This window comes from Rhodococcus sp. IEGM 1370 (assembly GCF_033142325.1).
Taxonomy (GTDB): domain Bacteria; phylum Actinomycetota; class Actinomycetes; order Mycobacteriales; family Mycobacteriaceae; genus Rhodococcoides.
Window position 1 is genome coordinate 205,540 of record NZ_JAWLRY010000006.1, and the last position, 22,601, is coordinate 228,140.

Sequence of the window (22,601 nt, forward strand, 5' to 3'; positions counted from 1 at the left end):
TGTTCACTTCTTCCGTGCTTCGTCGATGCCGGCCGATCGGGCAGCGAGCTCTCGTCCGGCGTCCAGGTAACTCATCGCTCCGCGTGAACCGGGGTCGTAATCCAGCACCGTCATGCCGTATCCGGGAGCCTCGGACACCTTGACGCTGCGAGGGATCACGGCGCGTAGGACGGCGTCGCCGAAGTGCTTGCGTACCTCTTCCGCGACCTGGTCTGCCAACTTGGTGCGCCCGTCGTACATCGTCAGGATCACGGTGGAGACGTGCAGTTCGGGATTCAGATGCGACTGCACCAGCTCGATATTGCGGAGGAGCTGACCCACACCTTCGAGCGCGTAGTACTCGCACTGAATGGGGATGAGTACCTCGGTCGCTGCGACGAGTGCATTGACCGTCAGCAGACCGAGCGACGGGGGGCAGTCGATGAGGATGAAGTCGGCGTCGATACCGGAGAGTTCCTCCACCGACAGGGCCGTCTTGAGGCGACCTTCGCGGGCCACCATCGACACCAACTCGATCTCGGCGCCGGCGAGGTCGATGGTCGCCGGGATGCAGAACAACCTGTCGCTGTGCGGACTCTTCTGCACTGCGTCCTTGGCGCTCACTTCACCGATGAGGACCTCGTAGCTCGACGGCACACCCGAGTGATGCTCGACGCCCAACGCCGTGCTGGCGTTGCCCTGAGGGTCCAGATCGACCACCAGAACGGTCAGTCCTTGGAGGGCTAGCGCGGCAGCAAGGTTCACGGCGGTCGTCGTCTTCCCGACGCCACCCTTCTGATTGGCGATCGTCAGCATGCGTCGCTTCGCCGGCTTCGGCAGCGACACCGATCCGGGATGCAGAACCTGGCTGGCTCGATGTGCCGCGGCGCCGATCGGGGTGTCGTTCGGAGAGATCGCGTTGGTGTACTCGAACCCGGAGCTGGCCGCCACCCCCGACTGTTTCCCCGAGTTGCTCGACGCGTTCTTCTTGGACGCTGTTTCACGTGAAACAGCGCGATCGGACCCACCCGACATATGTGCTCCTTAGTGCGGAACTGACTGTGTTCAATACGATCGATCGGATCGAGCGCGGGATGTGTGAGCCCACGATCGAAATCAGTGACGACTCAGTCTCCGCGGCTCACGCACCGCTCTGACGACGATGGTGGGAGTGGGCAACAGACCCACTCCGCACTCCACTACCTCCAGCTTGCCAGCACCCATCCGGGTGAGGGAAGTCCGGTCGCGTTCGATCTCTTCGCCGGCGCTCGATCCCTTCAGAGCCAGCATCCGCCCGTGCTCGTGCACCAGAGGGAGCGACCACTTGGCGAGCTTCTCCAATGGTGCCACCGCCCTGGACGTGACCACATCGGCACCGCCGGCTTCCTTCTTTACGCCGGGCTGTTCCGCGCGCCCGCGCACGACCAAGATGTTCAGATCATGTTCCTCGATGAACTCTGCGAGATAGACGGTTCGGCGGAGGAGGGGCTCGACGAGCGTCACCCGCAAGTCAGGCCGCGCGATCGCCAACGGGATACCGGGCAAGCCGGCACCGCTGCCGATATCGACGACGGTCTCGCCCTCGTCGATGAGCTCACCGATCGCCGCGCAGTTGAGGATGTGTCGCTCCCAGAGCCGTGGAACTTCACGCGGTCCGATGAGTCCTCGTTCGACGCCGGCCGTAGCCAACGAGTCGTGGTACCTCCGTGCCAACTCGAGCCGATCACCGAAGATCTGCTCCGCCACGGCCGTCAACTGATTGCTATCCGAGCCTTCTTGTTCCACGTGAAACATCTTCCCGTGCCCGGGCACGGAACGCCAAACGACATCGCTGTAACTCGATCGAATCGATGTCGAACCGCCGAGATCAGGTACCAACGCGACCGACAGGTGGCCGGCCGCGCGGGGGTCCTCGATGAGTGGATCCGTCGCGATTCTCAGCGCGGGCGGACCATCGGAATCGATCTCCCGTTTGTTTCGGTCCGACTATCTGCCGACTCCGCACGGTTCGACAGACCGCCCGTCCGCCGGCCCCGCCAGTTGGTCCCGCCGCGACTGGGGTGTCTCGATGCCCCGCGCTGTTTCACGTGAAACTGCTTTGCCATTGCCTCACTATCGTCAGTGCCGCGTGACGGCTCGATGACGTATTCAGCGTTGACTCTCAAGGATCTCGACAGCAGGCATCGGTGTCGGAAGAGCGGTTCGTACATGCTCGGACGACAGATAACCGACCTGCACAAACCAGGGACTCGGTCCAACAGGCGTAGTACCGACCGACCCTGTACCGCGAGCGGCTGACGCCATTCCAATCGAACACATTTATGCCTCCGTCCGGCTGGCGAGGTACGACTGATCGGCTCGTGGATGTTTCACGTGAAACTACGTACCTGTACGAGTCCTACGTTTCTGAAAGGTGTTGATCGACAACCGTCAGCCGGTGGAGATTTGAACGAGTCTCTGGCAACCACGAGGACAGTTCCGGGCACCTCGATGCCGTGACACACATAGTCGGAGGACACCCGCAGGCGTGCTTCCATTCTCGGACGCGTCCCCGATCGACCGGGAAATCTTTTCGGTGCATCCGAACTTCGGCCGTCGTCCGGGCTCACGGTGGTCTCGATTTCCCACGAGCTCAGCGGTCCCACACGTTCGTACTCTCGAAGTGTCGTCGTCCAGACATTCGTCATGCCGATTCCAGCCCTCGAATTGAGACTGCCAAGATTCTCGATCGGCAAAAGTCGCGGGAACGTCAGGTCGCCCGCCGCGTTGCCCGGATGAAGACGAACACATCCGGACTTTCGATAGCGCGATCCCTGAAGCTCGATCGCCGCGGATACATCCACCATCGAGATGACATCGATCGGGCGTCGCAAATTTTCCGTACACCGGCAATACCGACCGACGCAGCTTCCATCGACCGTCGGACGAAGAAGTCACGGAATCGTCGACTGCGTGAACCGTAGTGCGTCGCTCGGTAGCGGCGCCGAATCCGACAAGACCCACTGGAGTCAGATTCGATCCTTCCCTGAGTCGGACCACGTTCGACTCGATCGCACGTGCTCGTCGATAGGTCGAGGCATCCATGATCGCCCGCAATGTTTCACGTGAAACTGCACCGACTACAGACCGTGTCGATCCGGCACTCAGATCTCGGAACCTAGGGGGGCTCTGGAGATCGTTCTACCCCGACCCTATAGATAGAACGACAGTCCCCGAATACAGAACTCACACGGGCGTATCGGCAACAAATTCGCTCACTTCGGATGCCGCCTGTTTCACGTGAAACAAACGCGACCGAGGCGAGCAACAGGTAAGAAAGACACCATCGACTTTGCCGTCACAGTGACGAAAGCGCAGTGCATGACTGATCTCGAGAATCCGGCGAGAAAATCGATCGCACCCGCGCCGACGTCCGCCATGGTCGAGCAAATTACATCGATGACATTCGACCGAAGGATCTACCACATCCGGATACGACGATGGCCCCCACCGAAGTGGGGGCCATCGACTGGGGACGCTCTGTTACGCCTTGACGACGACTACTCGTCGAGCCGGCTCGACGCCGGTGCTTTCGCTCGCGACGCCGTCGATCTTGGCGACCGCGTCGTGCACGATCTTTCGCTCGAACGGAGTCATCGGGGTCAGCTCTTCGCGCTCACCGGATTCGAGTACACGACGCGCAGCTTCGGCACCGAGGTTGCCGAGTTCGGTGCGCCGATTCGCACGCCAGCCCGCGACGTCGAGCATCAGCTTGCTGCGCTCACCCGTCGACTGCTGGACCGCGAGGCGAGTCAGCTCCTGCAGTGCATCGAGAACCTCACCCTTGCGGCCCACGAGCTTGGCGAGATCGTCGCCACCGTCGATGCTGACGATGGCGCGGTCACCTTCCACATCCAGATCGATGTCGCCGTCGAAGTCCAGGACGTCGAGGAGTTGCTCGAGGTAATCGCCGGCGATCTCGCCTTCCTCGACGAGGTAGTCCTCGTCGTCCTCGTCGTCGTCATCCGACTCGTCGTCGGTCTTGTTCTCGACGACGCCCGAGTCCTCGGACTTCTCTACCACGGGAGTCTCGTCTGCCTCCACGTCGACTGAACTCACCTGATCGGCCTCGACCACCACGTTACTTGCTCCATCCCCGGATACCGCCCCAGCTGTCTGCACTTCGTCGTTCTGACCTTCTTCTACGTCCGCTGCCATGTTCGTCCTTCTCTCGACGCGTCGGTCAGCGCCGCTTGCGCTTGGTCGACTTGTTCCGGTTCGCCTGCGGTCTCGGTTTGGCCGGCGATGCGGCACCGGACGTCGAACCGGCGATACCCTCACCGGTCTCGGCCGTCGCCGAATCACTCGTCGGCGTCATCTTGGAGAGCTTGGGGCGAGCGCCGGGCTTCGGCTTGGTGGTCGACACAGGCTTCACACCGGGCTTCGGCGCATTCTCGGAACGCTTCTCCACTGCGGCAGCGGCCTTGGCAGCTTCTTCCTTGTCGATCTTTCCGAACACCAGGTGCTGCTGCGCGTAGGTCCAAGTGTTGTTGCTGACCCAGTACAGCAGGATGGCGATGGGAAGCAGGGCACCGAACACCAGCACACCGAGCGGGAACACGTACAGGGCGAGCTTGTTCATGATGGCGGACTGCGGGTTCGCTGCCGCAGCGGCGCTCTGACGGGCCACGGACGCGCGCGAGTTCATGTGCGTCATGATCGCCGCGATGATCATCAGAGGAACGGACACCGCGACAATGACCCAGGTGGACGGAATGGTCGCGCCCGGTCCCACGGCGAATGCGTTGAGCTGGTCCTGCGGCATCGTGATCCACGCCGAGATCGGCGCACCGAACAGACGAGCGTCCAAGAAGGACTGCACGTCCGACACGTTGAACGCGTAGTTGGACAGCTCGCGGTTCTCCTCGGGAGTCAATCCGAGCTGGCCGATGCCGGTACCGGTGCGGTTGAACGAGCGCAGCACGTGGAACAGACCGATGAACACCGGCGCCTGCGCCAGCACCGGCAGGCAGCCCATCAGCGGATTGAAGCCGTGCTCCTTCTGGAGCTTCTGCATCTCGACGGCCATCTTCTGCTTGTCTTTGCCGTACTTCTTCTGCAGAGCCTTGATCTGCGGCTGTAGCTCCTGCATCTGCCGAGTGGTGCGGACCTGCTTGACGAAGGGCTTGTACAGAATCAGGCGGAGGGTGAAGACCAGGAAGACGACGGACAGTGCCCAGGCGAACCCATTGCTGGGATCCTGGAACACAAAGCCGAACACCTTGTGCCACACCCAGAGAATCCAGGCAACCGGGTAGTAAATGAAGTCGAGCACGGCTCTATGTACTCCTCTGTTCTTCCACTCGCGCGAGATCGTGGTGTTCTTCGGTTTCGGTCAGCTCGGTGACGGTCGCGCGCCACCTACCGGGTTCGGGCACCGGGTCCCACCCTCCAGAGTGCCAGGGAGCACATTTGAGGAGGCGGACGACTGCCAGCAACGAGCCCTTCGTCATCCCGTGCACCTGGAGCGCCTCGATGGCGTACTCACTACAGGTGGGGGAGAAGCGACAGGTGGGAGGCCTCATCGGGGACACGTACATCCGGTACAACCCGATGAAGTAGACGAGTGTTCGAGCAGGAATGGAACGAAGGTTGCCCATGAATGTCATGACGGCGGACCCTTCGGAGCTTCGAGAAGACCGAGCTTCTTCAATCCTGAACGCAGTTGAATCAGTAGATCTGTCGAGGACGCGCTCGCGGCTCCGGGCAATGCGCGGATCACCACGTCGGTGGTCTCGGGGAGTTCACCGATGACGTCGGTACAGATATGCCGAAGCCGGCGCGCAACTCGATGACGAGTTACGGCCGGCCCGACTGCCTTGCTGACGATCAATCCGAATCGTGGACCACGAACAGTCGATGCGATGTCCTGTTCGTCACGCACGACGGCGTGAACCACAAGATCCGATCTACCCATTCGGCGTCCTCGACGCACCGCTACGGAGAAATCACGTGCTCGGTGTAGTCGATTCGGCTCAGGAAGCATCCCGAGCTCCAAGCTTCGGACGAACAGATATCAGGCTGTGAGTTCTTTACGGCCCTTGCCGCGACGTGCGGAAACGATTGCACGACCCGCACGGGTACGCATACGAAGACGGAAGCCATGAACGCGCGCGCGGCGGCGATTGTTCGGCTGGAACGTCCGCTTGCCCTTGGCCACGGTCAACACTCCTCGAGATTGAAAAGACGCCGTTCGTCGGCGCCTGCTGGAAAGGTACTCAGCGAGTCCGGATGGACTTGCTTGCCTCCCGAGCGAGAAATCCGAGTGAAGACAGACTGTAAGCAGCCAGCAAGCATCGGCCACCTCGCTATTGGGTGACTGTTCGAGAGTACTGATCGAGTCACCGCCGGTCAAACTCGCTCTCGAGCGGACAGTGTCGTCGTTCATGCACAGGCAGCGTCGGTTTCCGGCCGCAGACGGTGTGATGTACGTCGAAATCGCCACCGGACGGCCGCTCGCTCCGACGCACGTCGTCCGATCGCACTACAGACAGTCGACATCGGTGCAGGTCAGACTGGCGTAATTGCCATAGCACGGGCCGGAACGCGTTCTGGGGTCACATCGGTGTCGTTTATCCACACCTGTGGATAATTGTGTGGAAACACAGTTCAGGTGGCATATTCGTACCTTGCGGGGTCCATCCACGGACCCTGGTCTCGGCCGCAGCGACGCACGAACGACGACGCTATCCGACGACGTTGCCGCGCGGGTACGAATCGGCGCGCGGATTCCTGCGTCGAACACCGCCCGAGACCAATGCTCGACGACGGAGGGCCCAACGTGAACGACGATCCGGATGCGCTCGCGCGCATCTGGCCCGAGGTGGTCGCGGAGCTCACATCCGACCGACACAGTGGGTCTCCGCTGACCAAAGGCCAGAAGGCCTGGCTCGCTCTGGTCAAACCGCTGACCTTGACGCAGGGGTTCGCGCTGCTCGCAGTGCCGTCGACTTTCGCGCAGGAAGCGATCGAACGAGATCTTCGCGAACCCATCCTCGGCGCCCTCGGCCGTCATCTGGGACAGGGTGTCGAGGGACTCGGCGTGCGTATCTCCGCTCCCGAGGACGAGAAGATCGACTCCGAGCGATCGACGTATCCCGATGCCGCCAGCTCTCCGACGTACCGGCGCCGCGTCCTGACCAGCAGAGACGACGAGCCGTCGGACTCCGAGACGGCCGACTACGAAGAGGTCGACGACGAACGCGAGGCTCTCGCCAGCGTCCAGAACTCGTGGCCGACGTACTTCACGAAGCCTCCCGACTCGACGCCTCCGTCCTCGGGTGCCAACAGCCTCAACTCCAAGTACACCTTCGACACCTTCGTCATCGGTGCCTCCAATCGGTTCGCCCACGCAGCTGCGGTAGCGATCGCCGAAGCACCTGCTCGCGCGTACAACCCGCTGTTCGTGTGGGGGGCGTCGGGTCTGGGCAAGACTCACCTCCTGCACGCGGCCGGGCACTACGCGCAGCGCCTGTTCCCAGGCATGCGCGTCAAGTACGTCTCCACCGAGGAATTCACCAACGACTTCATCAACAGTCTTCGTGACGACCGCAAAGTGGCGTTCAAGCGCCGCTACCGGGAGACCGACGTGCTGCTGGTCGACGACATCCAGTTCATCGAGGGCAAGGAAGGCATCCAGGAGGAGTTCTTCCACACCTTCAACACCTTGCACAACGCGAACAAACAGATCGTCGTTTCCTCCGACCGCCCACCCAAGCAGTTGGCCACCCTCGAGGAGCGGCTTCGTACCCGCTTCGAGTGGGGCCTGATCACCGATGTGCAGCCACCCGAGCTCGAGACGCGGATCGCCATTCTGAGCAAGAAGGCTCGGATGGACCGGCTCGATGTGCCACACGACGTGCTCGAGCTCATCGCCAGCCGAATCGAACGCAACATTCGTGAGCTCGAAGGCGCCCTCATTCGAGTGACGGCGTTCGCATCGCTGAACGGACAAGCACTCGACCTCACTCTCGCCGAGGTGGTTCTCCGCGATCTCATCCCCGACTCGTCGAGTCTCGAGATCAATGCGGCGACGATCATGGCTGTGACAGCCGAGTACTTCAACACCTCCATCGAGGACCTGTGCGGGCCGGGCAAGGCCCGAGCACTGGCCATGGCCAGGCAGATCGCGATGTATCTCTGTCGCGAGCTCACCGATCTGTCGTTGCCCAAGATCGGGCAGACGTTCGGTCGGGATCACACGACGGTGATGTACGCGGACAAGAAGATCCGCAAGGAGATGACCGAGCGTCGCAAGGTGTACGACCAGGTTCAGGAGCTCACTGCGCGGATCAAGCAGCGCTCCAAGCGGTAGCCACCGAAGACGGACGGACTCCGAGAAGACGGCACCGAATCCCATCGAGGGTTCGGTGCCGTTGCTGTTTCCGGTCGTTCGTCGGACCGATTCTCGACGCGGATTCGGCGAGTTTTCGAGCCGTCGACCATTGATTCACACCTGTGGATAACCATGTGGACAACATCGAAGTTCTGGGGATGGAATGTGGGCGCCTGTGCACCGATGTGATTCGTCCACAGGCAGCCGCGCGTCAACCGCGTATTGGTCCCGAGTTCATCCCCACGACACCACGCTCGGCCACCAGCGGATCGAACGGTCCGTGCACAGATTCCACAGGACCTATTAATACTTCTGTTTTCTCCTTGAAAGAACTTCTTTGAAAACAGGTGTTGGGGAACGATCCGTTCACAGGCCCTCCGAGAACCCCCGAATCCCACGTTCGACGTGAACCTCGCGCTTTCGTCTTCGCTTCGGAGGGCATACGGTGTGCTTGCGCTGGATGTGCCACACTCGTCGTTGCAGCGGTTCGAGCCGCAACCATCGTGGTTGCACCGCTCCGGCCGTAACGCCGAACACCACCGAACGAGAGGAAATGCCGAGCGATGGAGCTTGGAAGTTTGAAGTTTCGCGTTGCTCGTGAAGATTTTTCCGATTCCGTCGCGTGGGTAGCCCGCAGCCTGCCGTCTCGGCCGCCCGTTCCCGTTCTCGGCGGAGTTCTTCTCGCTGCCGACGAGCAGGGTCTGACGGTTTCCGGATTCGACTACGAGGTCTCCGCTCAGGTCAAGGTGTCGGCCGAGGTTGCCACTGCAGGTCGAGTTCTGGTGTCGGGCAAGCTACTTGCCGATATCACGAAGTCGTTGCCGAACAAGCCGGTCGACGTCACGGTCGACGGAACCCGCGTTCTGGTCAACTGCGGAAGCGCCAAGTTCTCACTGCCCACGATGCCGGTGGAGGACTACCCGCAGCTCCCCGAGTTGCCCAGCAACACCGGCTCGCTGGCCGGTGATGTCTTCTCCGAGGCAATCGCCCAGGTCGCCATTGCGGCGGGCAAGGACGACACGCTTCCGATGCTCACCGGTATCCGCGTGGAGATCGACGGCACCAACGTCGTTCTCGCGGCCACCGACCGTTTCCGGTTGGCGGTTCGTGAAGTGGAGTGGGCTCCCGCCGGTGCCGACACCACCACCGCGGTGCTGATTCCCGCCAAGACTTTGTCGGAGTCGGCGAAGACTCTGGGCGGCAACTCCGGCTCACCGGTGGAACTGGCCCTCGGTTCCGGCTCGTCCATCGGTAGCGACGGTTTGCTGGGCATCGTCAGCGACGGGCGCCGCACCACGACCAGGTTGCTCGACGCAGAGTTCCCGAAGTTCCGTCAGTTGCTGCCCGCCGAACACACTGCGGTGGCGACCCTCGACATCGCATCGCTGGTCGAGGCCATCAAGCGTGTCGCTCTCGTCGCCGAGCGTGGTGCGCAGGTGCGCCTGGAATTCAATTCGGACGGTGTGTTGCTGTCCGCAGGTGGCGACGACGCCGGCCGCGCCGAGGAAGCTTTGCCTGCCGACTTCCAGGGCGAGGCACTGACCATCGCCTTCAACCCGGGATACCTCATCGACGGGTTGTCCTCGCTGCACAGCGAGAAGGTCACCTTCGGATTCACGACGCCGAGCCGGCCTGCAGTGCTGCGGCCGACCTCCGACGAGGAACTCGTGCCCGACGACGCAGGCAAGTTCGCGGCGCCGAAGTCCGAATACACGTATCTGCTGATGCCCGTCAGGCTGCCGGGCTGATCCTGCCTCGTTACTGTTGAATCCGCGGGAATTTTCGCACCTGACACAGACAAGGACGCGTCATCATGCAGCTCGGCTTGGTCGGTCTCGGAAAAATGGGTTTCAACATGCGCGAGAGATTGCGCGAGCACGGTCACGAGGTGATCGGCTACGACCCCCGACCCGAGGTGACCGATACCCCGTCACTGGCCGGGCTGGCGCAATCGTTGACGGCGCCCCGGGTGGTGTGGGTGATGGTCCCGTCCGGTCAGATCACCCGCGACACCGTCAACGGCCTTGCGGATGTGCTCGAGCCCGGCGATCTGGTGATCGACGGCGGCAATTCACGCTTCACCGATGACAAGCCCAACGCAGAGTTGTTGGACGCCAAGGGAATCGGTTACATCGACGCCGGAGTATCCGGCGGCGTCTGGGGTCTGAAGAACGGCTACGGCCTGATGGTCGGCGGCCAGGACGAGCATGTCGCCAGAGCGATGCCGATCTTCGACGCGTTGCGTCCCGAGGGCGAGCGCGCGGACGGTTTCGTGCATGCCGGCCCGGTCGGTGCCGGTCACTACTCGAAAATGGTGCACAACGGTATCGAATACGGGTTGATGCAGGCCTATGCCGAGGGGTACGAGATCCTCGAAGCCGAAGAGCTCGTGCAGGATGTGCAGGGCGTGCTGCGGGCCTGGAGCAAGGGCACGGTCGTGCGGTCGTGGCTGCTCGATCTGCTGGTCGAAGCTCTCGGTCATGATCCGGAGTTCAGTGAGATCTCCGGGTACACGGAGGACTCCGGTGAGGGTCGCTGGACCGTCGAGGAAGCCATCCGTCATGCCGTCCCTGCGCCGGTGATCTCAGCGGCACTGTTCGCCAGATTTGCTTCGCGGCAAGAGGATTCGCCTGCCATGAAGGCTGTCTCTGCCCTGCGGAACCAGTTCGGCGGGCATGCGGTCAAGAAGGCCGACGCCGACGAGACCCTGCGCGCCCCGGCGCCGAAGAACACCGAGTAAGTGTTCGTCCGGTCTCTGCAGCTACACGACTTCCGATCCTGGGACGACCTGACGGTCGACCTCGGACCGGGCTCGACCGTGTTCGTAGGGCCCAACGGACACGGAAAGACAAATCTGCTCGAGTCACTCAACTATCTGTCGACGTTGTCCTCCCATCGTGTGTCCTCGGATGCCCCCATGATCCGGGCAGGTGCCGCCAAAGCATTCGTGGGTAGTGCCGTGGTCAATCACGGTCGCGAATTGATCATCGACGTCGAGCTGCTCGAAGGCCGGGCCAACAAGGCTCGGATGAACAGGTCGCCGCTGCGTCGCCCACGGGAGATCCTGGGCGTGTTGCAGAGTGTGTTGTTCGCTCCAGAGGATCTCTCGCTCGTCCGCGGTGATCCCGGTGAGCGCCGACGCTACCTCGACGAGCTGCTCACCACTCGAATTCCTCGAATGGCCACTGTCCGTGCCGATTACGACAAGGTTCTGCGGCAACGATCGGCTCTGCTCAAGACCGCGAGTGGATCGTTGCGCCGCGGTTCGTCGTCGGGTGACGGCGCCAGCGCTCTTGCCACCCTCGACGTCTGGGACGGGCATCTCGCGGCGCACGGTGCTCGATTGCTGGCTGCCAGAATATCTTTGGTGCACGAGCTGATGCCTTTCGTACAGCAGGCCTACAGTTCGATCGCGCCGGAATCGCGGTTGGCCGCAGTTGCCTATCGCTGCAGTCTGGCCGATGCGCTCCCACCGGAATTCTCCGATGCCGATCGCGCACCCGAACCCGATGACACCGAGGTGCTGGAAGCAGCGTTCCTGCATCAACTTTCGGTGATGAGACAGCGCGAGATCGAACGCGGGGTGTGTCTGGTGGGACCGCACCGCGACGACTTGGAATTGATGCTCGGTGATCAACCGACGAAAGGCTTTGCCAGCCATGGTGAGTCGTGGTCGTACGCACTGTCTTTGCGGCTCGGGTCATTTGCGTTGCTGCGGGAAGACGGTACCGACCCGGTTCTGATGCTCGACGACGTGTTCGCCGAGCTCGACCGCAAGAGGCGCGCGGCGTTGGCGACGGTGGCCGCCGGCGCAGAGCAGGTGCTCATCACCGCGGCGGTACCGGAGGACGTACCTCCCGAACTCGATGCTCGGCGGTACGGGGTCGAAGCGACGCAGAATTCGGATTCCGGTGCAGCAGGACGTATCTCGCGTATCTCGGACCTGTCGGCCGATACCGGCACCGCAGCTTCGGAAGGTGAGGTTCGATGACCGACGACGATGCAGCGCCCACGGACAACGGTGAGGTACCGGAACTGAAAGGTGTCGATCTGGCGCGTCGAGCACTGGAGGACGCCCGAGCCGCAGCCAAGGCCAGTGGCAAATCGGTGGGGCAGGGACGGTCGTCTCCTACCGGCGGGGTTCGAGCACTGCGGGGGCGTCGTCGACGTGGTTGGTCGGGAGCCGGGCCGGACGACCGTGATCCGCAGGCGTTCGGGGCGTTGGCGAACTCGATCGCGTCCAAGCGTGGGTGGTCGGCCAAGGTGTCCGAGGGCGCGGTGTTGGGCCGGTGGCCCAGCGTGGTCGGCGAGGACATCTCGGCTCATGCGGAGCCGACCGGTCTCAAGGACGGTGTGTTGAGCATTTCGGCGGAGTCCACGGCGTGGGCGACGCAGTTGAGGCTGATGCAGTCGCAGATTCTGGCCAAGATCGCGGCCGCCGTGGGTCACGGCGTTGTGACGTCTCTGCGCATCACCGGTCCGACGACGCAGAGCTGGAGAAAAGGTGAGCGCCACGTGCGTGGGCGGGGCCCGCGCGACACTTACGGATAGTGAGACGTCCCAACGTAGGCTTCTCGAAGCGCCTGGTCCAGGTGATCCTCAACAGATGTTGGGGCCAGTGTTGCTGTGACATGGTCGATGTGCGTAGCGTGATTCGCGACACTCAGCGGTCGGGGGATCGATGAAGATGTTCTACGCGGCCATCGGACGAGGAGAAGTTGTGTCTGCACCAACGAAGAAGGCATCGACGGCGGCCGTCGATGTCGACGGGACCCCCGAAGACCGATTCGTTCTCCATGCCCGGAATGTCGAGTTCGACTGGAATTCCCTGCCGTTGCACTACATGGACGGCAATCCGCTCGCGACGCACCTGATCAATGTGATGCACCTGCTCCTGCCCGAGGGTGAGGAATGGTTCGTGCGCACCTTCAAGGAAGCGTTGCCGCTGATCCACGACGATCAGCTGCGCGACGACGTGATCGGGTTCATCGGTCAGGAAGCCATGCACGCGCAGGCGCACACCGATATCCACGATCAGCTTCGGGCACACGGCATCGATGTCGACCCGTACGTCGATCAGATGAAGTTCCTGTTCGGCCGCGCTTTGGGCAACAGGTCCGGTCACGGTCAGAACAGTCTGGTCGAACGTCTCGCCCTCATCGCTGCCGCAGAACACCTGACCGCCTTCCTGGGCGATTGGGTGCTCAATGCCTCGGAGTTGGACGAGGCCGACGTCGATCCGATCATGCTGGATCTGCTGCGGTGGCACGGAGCCGAGGAGGTCGAGCATCGGTCGGTGGCCTACGAGGTGATGCGGTACTTCGACGTCCGCCCGGCCCGCCGTATTCGTACCTACGTCGTCATCGCGCCCACGTTGGTGTGGTTCTGGACCCGCGGTGTTCGCTTTCTGATGAGCCAGGATCCGACGCTGGCGCACCTGCCACCCAAGCAGCGCACACCGTCGTTCCGAGAATTCCGTCGAGTTGCCCAGGCCGGCCTGTTCCCGACCCCGATGTCGATGGTGAAGGCGTCGTTGCGTTACTTCAAGCGCACCTACCACCCTTCCCAGGAAGGTTCGACGGCGCAGGCAGTGCAGTATCTGGCCACCTCACCGGCAGCTCGGTCCGCCGATCGATGACCAAACGCACGTTGCGGAGCAAGCTCGGCGCAATGGCACAGATGGTGGACTCGTTCCGGGCTGGACGCACCATTCCGAAGAATCTGTACGGCCGTGACGAGCCCGATCAGACCGTGTCTCTGGTGACCGATGCGCTCGACAAATGGTTCGCTCTGCTCGACGGTGACGACTACGACGCGTCGTTCGCTGCGCCGCCCGTGGCTCGGACCCGGTTGCTGACGTTGGTCTCGCGCGAGGTGCTGTGCGTCGACGAGCAGGTGGTCCAACTGACCTTCTCGGCCGCCGACGGTGAGGTGCTGCCCGCGTGGGCACCGGGAATGCATCTGGACTTCTATCTCCAGTCCGGACGTCGTCGGCAGTACTCGTTGTGTGGGCAGCCGGATGCCGACTCGTACTCCATCGCGGTGCGCTTGGTGCCCGACGGCGGCGGTGGGTCGCGTGAGATGCACGATCTGAAGGTCGGCACCGAGGTCGCAATTCGCGGGCCGCGCAACGGTTTTCCGTTCGTACAGTCCGAGCACGCGGTGTTCGTGGCCGGCGGAATCGGCATCACAGCCATCATCTCGATGGTGCGTCGCGCTCGAGAGACGGGGATGGATTGGCACCTCGTCTACTGCGGCCGCTCACGTGAATCGATGCCGTTCCTCGACGAGATCGCCGGCTGGGACGCCGACCGCGTGACGGTGCGGACCGACGATGTGGACGGCATGCCGTCGAGCATGGATCTGCTCGGTGCCGCGGCACCCGGCGGTTCGGTCTACGTGTGCGGACCTCCGCCGATGATCGATCTGGTTCGGGCGTCGTTCGACTCGTTGCCGGCGACGCATCTGCACTTCGAGCGTTTCTCACCGCCGCCGGTGAAGAACGGCGCGGAGTTCGAGGTGCAGCTCGTCGATTCCGGACAGATCATCGCAGTGGCTCCGGACGAGACTGCGTTGCATGCCATTCGGCGTCTGAGGCCCGATGTGGCGTACTCCTGCCAGCAGGGGTTCTGCGGCACGTGTCGCGTTCGAGTACTCAGCGGAACACCGCAGCATCGGGAGAACCGGCTCACCGCCGAGGAGCAGGAACACGAGATGTTGATCTGCGTGTCCCGTTCCGAGGGTGAACGGATCGTGCTCGATCTCTAGCCGAGCCGCCGCATTTACCCTTCATCTTTGTCGCCCGGCACCCTGAAAATGCGCCTGTGAAGCAATCAGAGGCCTTTTAGGGGTGTCATCGTGCCCATGCTGTCGCAGGCAACCAGTACTATGGACCGGTACGACATCAAGCCCGGAACAACGCATGGACCCGGGCGCGGCCGGAATCGACTGCGCTCGCCCCTGCGGTAGCACCCTGTCGGGGTGTGAGCGGGGTAGTGGACGCGTAGAAGGAGAACCAGCTAACCGTGGCTGCCCAGAAGTCAGGTAACAACGAGAACAGCAAGGATTACGGCGCTTCGTCCATCACGGTCCTCGAGGGCCTGGAGGCGGTTCGTAAAAGGCCCGGTATGTACATCGGTTCCACCGGTGAACGAGGCCTGCATCACCTGATCTGGGAGGTCGTCGACAACTCCGTCGACGAGGCCATGGCCGGTTATGCCTCCACCGTCGGCGTCACCATTCACGTGGACGGCAGCGTCGAGGTCACCGACGACGGTCGAGGAATTCCCGTCGCCATGCACTCGTCCGGCGTCCCCACCGTCGAGGTCGTCATGACCCAGCTGCATGCCGGCGGCAAGTTCGACTCCGATTCCTACGCGGTGTCCGGCGGACTGCACGGTGTCGGTATCTCCGTGGTGAATGCCCTCTCGACCAAGGTCGAACTGCAGATCGCGCGTGACGGTCACCGCTACACCCAGACCTACGACTACGCCAAGCCCGGACCGCTCGAAACCGTCGGGAACACCGACGAGACCGGCACCACCGTCCGCTTCTGGGCCGACGGCAAGATCTTCGAGACTCTCGACTACAGCTTCGAGACCGTGCACCGCCGCCTGCAGGAGATGGCGTTCCTGAACAAGGGACTGACCATCAACTTCACCGACGAGCGAGTGGCAGCGACCGACGCCACCGAGGAGGAATTGGGCGAGACCGCCGAGGCCCCCAAGACCGCCGAGGAAGAGCAGGCCGATGCGGCCAACGCGAAGCCGGCCAAGGTCCGCAAGCGGACGTACCACTACCCCGACGGCTTGGTCGACTTCGTCAAGCACATCAACCGCACCAAGACCGCGATCCACAACTCGGTCGTGGGCTTCACAGGCAAGGGTGAAGGCCACGAGGTCGAGATCGCGATGCAGTGGAACGCCGGTTACTCCGAGTCGGTGCACACCTTCGCCAACACCATCAACACGCACGAGGGTGGTACCCACGAAGAGGGCTTCCGCACCGCGTTGACCTCGACGGTGAACAAGTACGCCCTCGAGAAGAAGCTGGTCAAGGAAAAAGACATCAAGCTGACCGGCGACGACATCCGTGAGGGCCTCGCCGCGGTCATTTCGGTCCGAGTCGGTGAGCCGCAGTTCGAGGGGCAGACCAAGACCAAGCTCGGCAACACCGAGATCCGATCGTTCGTCCTCAAGGCCTGCAACGAGCACCTCTCGCACTGGTTCGAGTCCAACCCGGCCGACGCCAAGACGATCATCAACAAGGCGGTCTCCTCCGCGCAGGCCCGGATGGCTGCGCGAAAGGCCCGAGAGATGGTGCGCCGCAAGAGCGCAACCGATATCGGTGGCCTACCCGGCAAGCTCGCTGACTGCCGATCCAACGACCCGAGCAAGTCCGAGATCTACATCGTGGAGGGCGACTCCGCAGGCGGCTCGGCCAAATCCGGACGCGACTCGATGTTCCAGGCGATCCTGCCGCTGCGCGGAAAGATCATCAACGTCGAGAAGGCTCGCATCGACCGCGTCCTGAAGAACAACGAGGTCCAGGCGATCATCACCGCCTTCGGAACCGGCATCCACGACGAGTTCGACATCACCAAGCTGCGCTATCACAAGATCGTGCTGATGGCCGACGCCGACGTCGACGGTCAGCACATCTCGACGCTGCTGATGACTCTGTTGTTCCGGTTCATGCGTCCGTTGATCGAGAACGGCCACGTCTACCTCGCCATGCCGCCGCTGTACAAGCTCAAGTGGAGCCGCGGTGAACCCGACTTCGCCTACTCCGATCGTGAACGCGACGGACTGCTCGAGGCCGGCATCGCCAACAAGCGCAAAATCAACGTCGAGGACGGCGTCCAGCGCTACAAGGGCCTCGGCGAGATGAACGCCAAGGAGCTGTGGGAAACCACGATGGACCCGGCTGTGCGAGTGCTGCGTCTGGTCACCCTCGACGACGCGGCCGCGGCAGACGAATTGTTCAGCGTCCTGATGGGCGAGGACGTCTCCGCACGCCGAAGCTTCATTGCCCGCAACGCGAAAGATGTTCGCTTTCTTGACGTTTAGTCACTTCCCTTCACGCACCGATGAGGTTTCTCGGTGCGTGGAGGTGACCGTTTCTCGAGGAGATTTGCATGTCTGACATCACCGAACCGCCGGTAGGACCCCCGCCGGGTTCGACCACCAACGCCGAGGGCGGAGACCGGATCGATCCGGTCGACATCCAGCAGGAAATGCAGCGCAGTTACATCGATTACGCCATGAGCGTCATCGTCGGTCGTGCCCTGCCCGAGGTGCGTGACGGCCTCAAGCCGGTGCACCGTCGCGTCCTGTACGCGATGTACGACTCGGGCTTCCGCCCCGACCGCAGCTACGTCAAATCCGCACGCCCCGTTGCCGAAACGATGGGTAACTACCATCCCCACGGCGACACCTCGATCTACGACGCACTGGTGCGTCTGGCTCAGCCGTGGTCGATGCGGTACCCACTGGTCGACGGCCAGGGCAACTTCGGCTCACGCGGCAACGACGGTGCCGCAGCCATGCGATACACCGAAGCCCGGTTGACCCCGCTCGCGATGGAGATGCTGCGCGACATCGACGAGGAAACCGTCGACTTCATCCCCAACTACGACGGCAAAACCCAAGAGCCGACGGTACTTCCGTCGCGGGTGCCGAACCTGTTGATGAACGGCTCCAACGGCATTGCCGTCGGTATGGCCACCAACATCCCGCCGCACAATCTGCGTGAACTGGGCGATGCGGTGTTCTGGGCCCTGGACAACTTCGAGGCGGACGAGGAAGCAACCCTCGCCGCGTGCATGGAACGCGTCAAAGGCCCTGACTTCCCCACCCACGGACTCATCGTCGGCGGCCAGGGCATCCAGGACGCGTACTCGACCGGTCGCGGCTCCATCCGGATGCGCGGCGTCGTCGAGATCGAAGAAGACTCCAACGGTCGCACCACGATCGTCATCACCGAGCTGCCCTACCAGGTCAACCCGGACAACCTGATCACCTCGATCGCCGAGCAGGTACGCGACGGCAAGATGTCCGGTATCTCCAAGATCGACGACGAGTCGTCCGACCGAGTCGGTATGCGCATCGTCGTCACGATCAAGCGCGACGCGGTCGCGAAGGTCGTGCTCAACAACCTCTACAAGCACTCGCAGCTGCAGACGAGCTTCGGCGCGAACATGCTCTCCATCGTCGACGGCGTACCGCGCACGCTTCGCCTCGATCAGATGATTCGCTTCTACGTCACCCACCAACTCGACGTGATCGTTCGGCGTACTCGGTACCGGTTGCGCAGAGCGGAGGAACGGGCTCACATTCTGCGTGGCCTGGTCAAAGCGCTCGACGCACTCGACGAGGTCATCGCGCTCATTCGTGCGTCGCAGACGGTGGATCTCGCCAAGCAGGGCTTGATCGACCTGCTCGACATCGACGAGATCCAAGCTCAGGCGATCCTCGACATGCAGCTGCGGCGCCTCGCAGCTCTCGAGCGTCAGAAGATCATCGACGAGTTGGCAGAACTCGAACGCACCATCGCAGACCTGCAGGACATCCTGGCCAAGCCTGAGCGACAGCGACAGATCGTGCGGGACGAGCTCGCCGAGATCGTCGAGAAGTTCGGCGACGACCGTCGCACGCGCATCATCGCCGCCGACGGGGACGTCAACGACGAGGATCTGATCGCGCGGGAGAACGTGGTCGTCACGATCACCGAGACCGGATACGCCAAGCGCACCAGAACCGACCTCTACCGCTCGCAGAAGCGCGGCGGCAAGGGAGTGATGGGAGCGGGCCTCAAGCAGGACGACATCGTCAGCAAGTTCTTCGTCTGCTCGACGCACGACTGGATCCTGTTCTTCACCACCAAGGGTCGCGTCTACCGGGCCAAGGCCTACGAGCTGCCCGAGGCGAACCGAACCGCCCGCGGTCAGCACGTCGCGAACTTGCTCGCCTTCCAGCCGGACGAACGCATCGCCCAGGTCATCCAGATCAAGACCTACGAGGATGCCCCCTACCTGGTGCTCGCCACCAAGGGTGGTCTCGTCAAGAAGTCGCGTCTGACGGATTTCGATTCCAACCGCAGCGGCGGCATCGTCGCGGTCAATCTGCGCGGCGACGACGAGTTGGTCGGCGCGGTTCTCGCGTCCTCGGACGACGATCTGCTGCTGGTCTCGGCGCAGGGTCAGTCCATCCGGTTCTCGGCCACCGACGAAGTGCTGCGCCCGATGGGTCGCGCCACCTCGGGTGTGCAGGGCATGCGATTCAACGGCGAGGACGCGTTGCTCTCGCTCAACGTCGTCAGCGAGAACAAGTTCTTGCTGGTCGCGACGTCGGGTGGCTATTCCAAGCGCACCGCGATGGAGGATTACCCGCAGCAGGGCCGCGGCGGAAAGGGAGTGCTGACAATTCAGTACGACCCGAAGCGTGGCACGCTGGTGGGAGCTCTCATCGTCGACGACGAGGACGAGCTGTACGCCATCACGTCCAGTGGTGGTGTGATCCGGACCGCTGCCAAGCAGGTTCGGAAGGCCGGCCGACAGACCAAGGGCGTGCGGTTGATGAATCTCGGTGAAGGCGACACCCTGCTCGCGATCGCGCGCAACGCCGACGAGATCGAACCGGATTCTCTGGGCACCGAAGACGATGCAGCGAAGGAGTCGTAAGTGAGCACTCCCAACCGGCCTGGTAGCAGGCCCGGCCCCAGCGGTGGACCGGACAGCCGGGAGGCCGAGCAGCCCGCGCGTCCCGCGCCGCCCGAGGGAGCTCGCCCGGGCAGCCGCCCGCAGCCGGCCAATCGTCCCGCGCCCGCCGCGGGTCGTGGCCCGGCCCCGCAGGGGGGTGCTCGTCCTCCGATCCGACCGGCACCCGGAAATCCGAACGGTCCGGCACGCCCGGCTCAGGGACCTCCGCCCCCGCAGCGACCGCCTGCACCTCAGGGACCGCCGGGGGCTGCCACTCAGCGTCCGCCTGCACCCCAGCAGGGACAGGCTCCCGCCGGTCCGCCTCAGTCCCAGCCGCCGCAGGCTCCCGGACGGCCCGTCGGTCCGCCGCCGAACGGCCAACCGCCGCAGCGGCAGGCACCGGCCGGTCAAGCTCCTCGGCAGGCAGCCCCGCAGCCCTCGGGACAGCAGCCCTCGGCCGCGCCCAACGAGACCGTCCGCACACCGCAGGTATCCGCCGACTCGGCTGCCACCGGTGACGGATCTCGTGCATCCGAGTCCGCTCGGGGTCAGGATCAGGCCGGTCCCGCAGCAACTCAGGCAATGCCGGCTCAACAGAACGACGATCCGCAGGCCGGCGCCGGAACCCCGCCCTGGCAGCGCGGTGCCGCCCAGCGGCCCGCATCGCAGGGAACGGACCGGCAGCAGCCGCAGAATCAGCCGCAGACCAACCTGTCCGGACGCGGAGCGGCACTGCCACCGAACGGTGAGTTCGATCGGACCGCTCGTACGGCAGCCGAGCCCACTCAGCGTGAGTCGACGGAGGACAAGACCGAACGGCGAGAAGCTGCCCGGTCGAAGGCTGCGGTCATCGACGGACCGACACGGCACATCGAACGCAAGGATCTGGCGAAGGACATGCCGGACCTGTCTGCCGTCCGGCACCCCGAGCCGTCCCAGTCCGAGCGCGCAGCACCGGCAGCCATCACGGCCGTGGCCAGTGCGGACGGCGACCCCCTGCGGGCGACCATCCAGATCCGCAAGATCGATCCGTGGTCGACGCTCAAGATCGCCCTCGTGATCGCAGTGTCACTGTTCTTCGTGTGGATGGTGTCCGTCGGCTTGCTGTACGCCGTGCTCGACGGCATGGGCGTCTGGGAACGTCTCAACAGTGCGTTCACCGAGATCGTCAACGAATCCGGCGGCGGAGGACTCGTCAGCGCCGGGCAGGTGTTCGGCTACGCAGCGGTGATCGGTGTGATCAATGTCGTACTCTTCACCGCTCTCACCACCATCGGCGCCTTCATCTACAACCTGTCGTCGGACCTGGTCGGTGGCGTCGAAGTGACACTGGCAGACCGCGACTGACCTGCACCATCGAGAGCCGTATCGGGCCGTTTTGGAAGACAGCGGCCCGATACGGTAATCTCATCCCTCGGTTCGAGGAGAGCTTTTCTTCGGCCCGAAGTAGTGATGAGGGCCTATAGCTCAGGCGGTTAGAGCGCTTCCCTGATAAGGAAGAGGTCGGAGGTTCAAGTCCTCCTAGGCCCACACCGAACGAACGAAAAGAGGCAGGACATGAAAATCCTTCTTCTTGTCGCATCGGTGGTGATCGCAGTGCTGACATTATCGAAGGTGCGCTCGCAGCGCAGCTCGGACGGCGTTTGGCATAGCATCCCCACCGCGTGACAATCGCTCGGAGTGGACGTGTAGAGTTCGTCCACGATTACCGGCAACACCCGGGGCCTTAGCTCAGTTGGTAGAGCGCTGCCTTTGCAAGGCAGATGTCAGGAGTTCGAATCTCCTAGGCTCCACAAAGAAAAGGACGTCCACTTCGGTGGGCGTCCTTTTTCGCCTCTCCAGCCGCCCCCCATGTCCACTCGATGTGACATTGACCCCCGAAAAGTCCACTGAATGTGACATTGAGTGCCATCGGGCGCGCCGCGAGATCCGCCGGCCACTCAGGTTGACCGGTTGTGATTGGACCCAAGGCGATCTGTGTTTCGGCGCCCACATGTCCAGACAGTCGTCGGTTCGGTGTCGTATCGATGGTTCGGTCCTTAGCGTGGTCGCTGTGCAAGGACGTCGGTTCTCGGATCGACGTGGATGGTCGCGACGGCGCACCGCAGGGGGGTGTGCCGTCGTTCGATCTCGGCGGGCGGTGTTCGCCACTGTCTCGAATCGATCGGCGATTCGGGCATCTCGAATCTCTAAGGAGTCCCGCAGATGACGCGCGTTCTCGATCATGAAGAGCTGTTGAGGGAACTCGACGGCACGTTGGAAGCCAATCTGAATCGTCATCTGTCGATGGCGAAGGAATGGCATCCGCATGATTACGTTCCGTGGGATCTGGGTCGCAATTTCGCGGCGATGGGTGGACAGGACTGGTCGCTCGAGCAGTCGTCGCTGTCGGAACTGGCGCGCACGGCGATGATCACCAATTTGCTCACCGAGGACAATCTGCCGTCGTATCACCGGGGGCTGGCAGACAATCTTTCGTTGGACGGTGCCTGGGGGACGTGGGTGGGGCGCTGGACTGCGGAGGAGAACCGTCACGGCATCGTCATGCGC

At 63.0% G+C, this 22,601-nt stretch carries 18 protein-coding genes and 2 tRNA genes; 13 read left to right on the plus strand and 7 right to left on the minus strand.

What is annotated here, in order from left to right; genetic code table 11:
* Nucleotides 1-3: 3 nt before the first annotated feature.
* The 7 genes from R4P47_RS11620 to rpmH all read right to left on the minus strand — a co-directional run bounded on the left by R4P47_RS11620 (nucleotide 4) and on the right by rpmH (nucleotide 6,178).
* A complete protein-coding gene (locus R4P47_RS11620; protein WP_149408163.1) occupies nucleotides 4-1,014 on the minus strand; it encodes a ParA family protein in 1,011 nt (336 codons plus the stop codon).
* Nucleotides 1,015-1,095: 81 nt separating this feature from the next.
* Nucleotides 1,096-1,773: a 16S rRNA (guanine(527)-N(7))-methyltransferase RsmG gene (gene rsmG, locus R4P47_RS11625; protein ID WP_068047690.1), complete on the minus strand. Its 678-nt coding sequence runs from the start codon at nucleotides 1,771-1,773 to the stop codon at nucleotides 1,096-1,098.
* A gap of 1,728 nt (nucleotides 1,774-3,501) precedes the next feature.
* A complete protein-coding gene (locus tag R4P47_RS11630) occupies nucleotides 3,502-4,176 on the minus strand; it encodes a protein jag (RefSeq protein ID WP_262498635.1) in 675 nt (224 codons plus the stop codon).
* Nucleotides 4,177-4,201: 25 nt separating this feature from the next.
* A complete protein-coding gene (yidC, locus tag R4P47_RS11635; protein WP_149408164.1) occupies nucleotides 4,202-5,293 on the minus strand; it encodes a membrane protein insertase YidC in 1,092 nt (363 codons plus the stop codon).
* Between the two features lie 4 nt (nucleotides 5,294-5,297).
* Nucleotides 5,298-5,627 (minus strand): membrane protein insertion efficiency factor YidD, encoded by a 330-nt coding sequence (gene yidD, locus R4P47_RS11640; protein WP_149408165.1) that lies wholly within the window; start codon nucleotides 5,625-5,627, stop codon nucleotides 5,298-5,300.
* Complete coding sequence (gene rnpA / locus R4P47_RS11645) at nucleotides 5,624-6,004, minus strand: ribonuclease P protein component (protein WP_149408166.1); 381 nt, start codon at nucleotides 6,002-6,004, stop codon at nucleotides 5,624-5,626. The genes yidD and rnpA overlap by 4 nt, the downstream gene beginning before the upstream one ends.
* Nucleotides 6,005-6,034: 30 nt before the next feature.
* Nucleotides 6,035-6,178, minus strand: a complete 144-nt coding sequence (gene rpmH / locus R4P47_RS11650) for a 50S ribosomal protein L34 (RefSeq protein WP_026347786.1) — start codon at nucleotides 6,176-6,178, stop codon at nucleotides 6,035-6,037.
* Between the two features lie 621 nt (nucleotides 6,179-6,799).
* Here rpmH and dnaA point away from each other — a divergent pair.
* The 13 genes from dnaA to R4P47_RS11715 all read left to right on the plus strand — a co-directional run.
* Entirely contained in the window at nucleotides 6,800-8,332 is a 1,533-nt protein-coding gene (gene dnaA / locus R4P47_RS11655) for a chromosomal replication initiator protein DnaA (protein ID WP_068047705.1), read from the plus strand.
* A gap of 584 nt (nucleotides 8,333-8,916) precedes the next feature.
* Nucleotides 8,917-10,101 carry a DNA polymerase III subunit beta gene (dnaN, locus tag R4P47_RS11660; protein WP_068047709.1) on the plus strand — a complete coding sequence of 395 codons (1,185 nt, stop codon included), beginning with the start codon at nucleotides 8,917-8,919 and terminating at the stop codon, nucleotides 10,099-10,101.
* A 65-nt stretch (nucleotides 10,102-10,166) separates the two neighbouring features.
* Nucleotides 10,167-11,093, plus strand: coding sequence for a phosphogluconate dehydrogenase (NAD(+)-dependent, decarboxylating) (gnd, locus tag R4P47_RS11665; protein ID WP_149408167.1), 927 nt, complete (start codon nucleotides 10,167-10,169; stop codon nucleotides 11,091-11,093).
* On the plus strand, nucleotides 11,094-12,344 hold the full coding sequence (recF, locus tag R4P47_RS11670; protein ID WP_149408168.1) for a DNA replication/repair protein RecF: 1,251 nt from the start codon (nucleotides 11,094-11,096) through the stop codon (nucleotides 12,342-12,344).
* Complete coding sequence (locus R4P47_RS11675; RefSeq protein ID WP_149408169.1) at nucleotides 12,341-12,904, plus strand: DUF721 family protein; 564 nt, start codon at nucleotides 12,341-12,343, stop codon at nucleotides 12,902-12,904. The genes recF and R4P47_RS11675 overlap by 4 nt, the downstream gene beginning before the upstream one ends.
* 169 nt (nucleotides 12,905-13,073) lie before the next feature.
* Nucleotides 13,074-13,991, plus strand: coding sequence for a metal-dependent hydrolase (locus R4P47_RS11680; protein WP_269596186.1), 918 nt, complete (start codon nucleotides 13,074-13,076; stop codon nucleotides 13,989-13,991).
* Between the two features lie 32 nt (nucleotides 13,992-14,023).
* Nucleotides 14,024-15,121 carry a PDR/VanB family oxidoreductase gene (locus R4P47_RS11685; RefSeq protein WP_149408173.1) on the plus strand — a complete coding sequence of 366 codons (1,098 nt, stop codon included), beginning with the start codon at nucleotides 14,024-14,026 and terminating at the stop codon, nucleotides 15,119-15,121.
* A gap of 257 nt (nucleotides 15,122-15,378) precedes the next feature.
* Nucleotides 15,379-17,421, plus strand: a complete 2,043-nt coding sequence (gyrB, locus tag R4P47_RS11690; protein WP_094638409.1) for a DNA topoisomerase (ATP-hydrolyzing) subunit B — start codon at nucleotides 15,379-15,381, stop codon at nucleotides 17,419-17,421.
* A gap of 68 nt (nucleotides 17,422-17,489) precedes the next feature.
* The gene (gene gyrA, locus R4P47_RS11695; RefSeq protein ID WP_068047539.1) at nucleotides 17,490-20,033 is read left to right on the plus strand and encodes a DNA gyrase subunit A; all 2,544 of its coding nucleotides are present in this window, start codon (nucleotides 17,490-17,492) and stop codon (nucleotides 20,031-20,033) included.
* On the plus strand, nucleotides 20,034-21,398 hold the full coding sequence (locus R4P47_RS11700; protein WP_317784796.1) for a DUF3566 domain-containing protein: 1,365 nt from the start codon (nucleotides 20,034-20,036) through the stop codon (nucleotides 21,396-21,398). It abuts the gene before it with no gap.
* 109 nt (nucleotides 21,399-21,507) lie between these two features.
* A tRNA-Ile gene (locus R4P47_RS11705) sits at nucleotides 21,508-21,581 on the plus strand.
* Between the two features lie 190 nt (nucleotides 21,582-21,771).
* A tRNA-Ala gene (locus tag R4P47_RS11710) sits at nucleotides 21,772-21,844 on the plus strand.
* Between the two features lie 412 nt (nucleotides 21,845-22,256).
* Nucleotides 22,257-22,601, plus strand: a 345-nt coding sequence (locus R4P47_RS11715) for an acyl-ACP desaturase (protein ID WP_317784797.1), incomplete at its 3' end; no start/stop codon positions are given.

Bases quoted from the DNA above. Each gene is read 5' to 3' on its own strand.
- gyrA (WP_068047539.1), top strand. From the start codon at position 17,490: ATGTCTGACATCACCGAACCGCCGGTAGGACCCCCGCCGGGTTCGACC.
- rsmG (WP_068047690.1), bottom strand. From the start codon at position 1,773: ATGTTTCACGTGGAACAAGAAGGCTCGGATAGCAATCAGTTGACGGCC.
- yidD (WP_149408165.1), bottom strand. From the start codon at position 5,627: ATGACATTCATGGGCAACCTTCGTTCCATTCCTGCTCGAACACTCGTC.
- R4P47_RS11620 (WP_149408163.1), bottom strand. From the start codon at position 1,014: ATGTCGGGTGGGTCCGATCGCGCTGTTTCACGTGAAACAGCGTCCAAG.
- R4P47_RS11630 (WP_262498635.1), bottom strand. From the start codon at position 4,176: ATGGCAGCGGACGTAGAAGAAGGTCAGAACGACGAAGTGCAGACAGCT.
- R4P47_RS11675 (WP_149408169.1), top strand. From the start codon at position 12,341: ATGACCGACGACGATGCAGCGCCCACGGACAACGGTGAGGTACCGGAA.
- R4P47_RS11685 (WP_149408173.1), top strand. From the start codon at position 14,024: ATGGCACAGATGGTGGACTCGTTCCGGGCTGGACGCACCATTCCGAAG.
- gnd (WP_149408167.1), top strand. From the start codon at position 10,167: ATGCAGCTCGGCTTGGTCGGTCTCGGAAAAATGGGTTTCAACATGCGC.
- dnaN (WP_068047709.1), top strand. From the start codon at position 8,917: ATGGAGCTTGGAAGTTTGAAGTTTCGCGTTGCTCGTGAAGATTTTTCC.
- rnpA (WP_149408166.1), bottom strand. From the start codon at position 6,004: ATGCTTCCTGAGCCGAATCGACTACACCGAGCACGTGATTTCTCCGTA.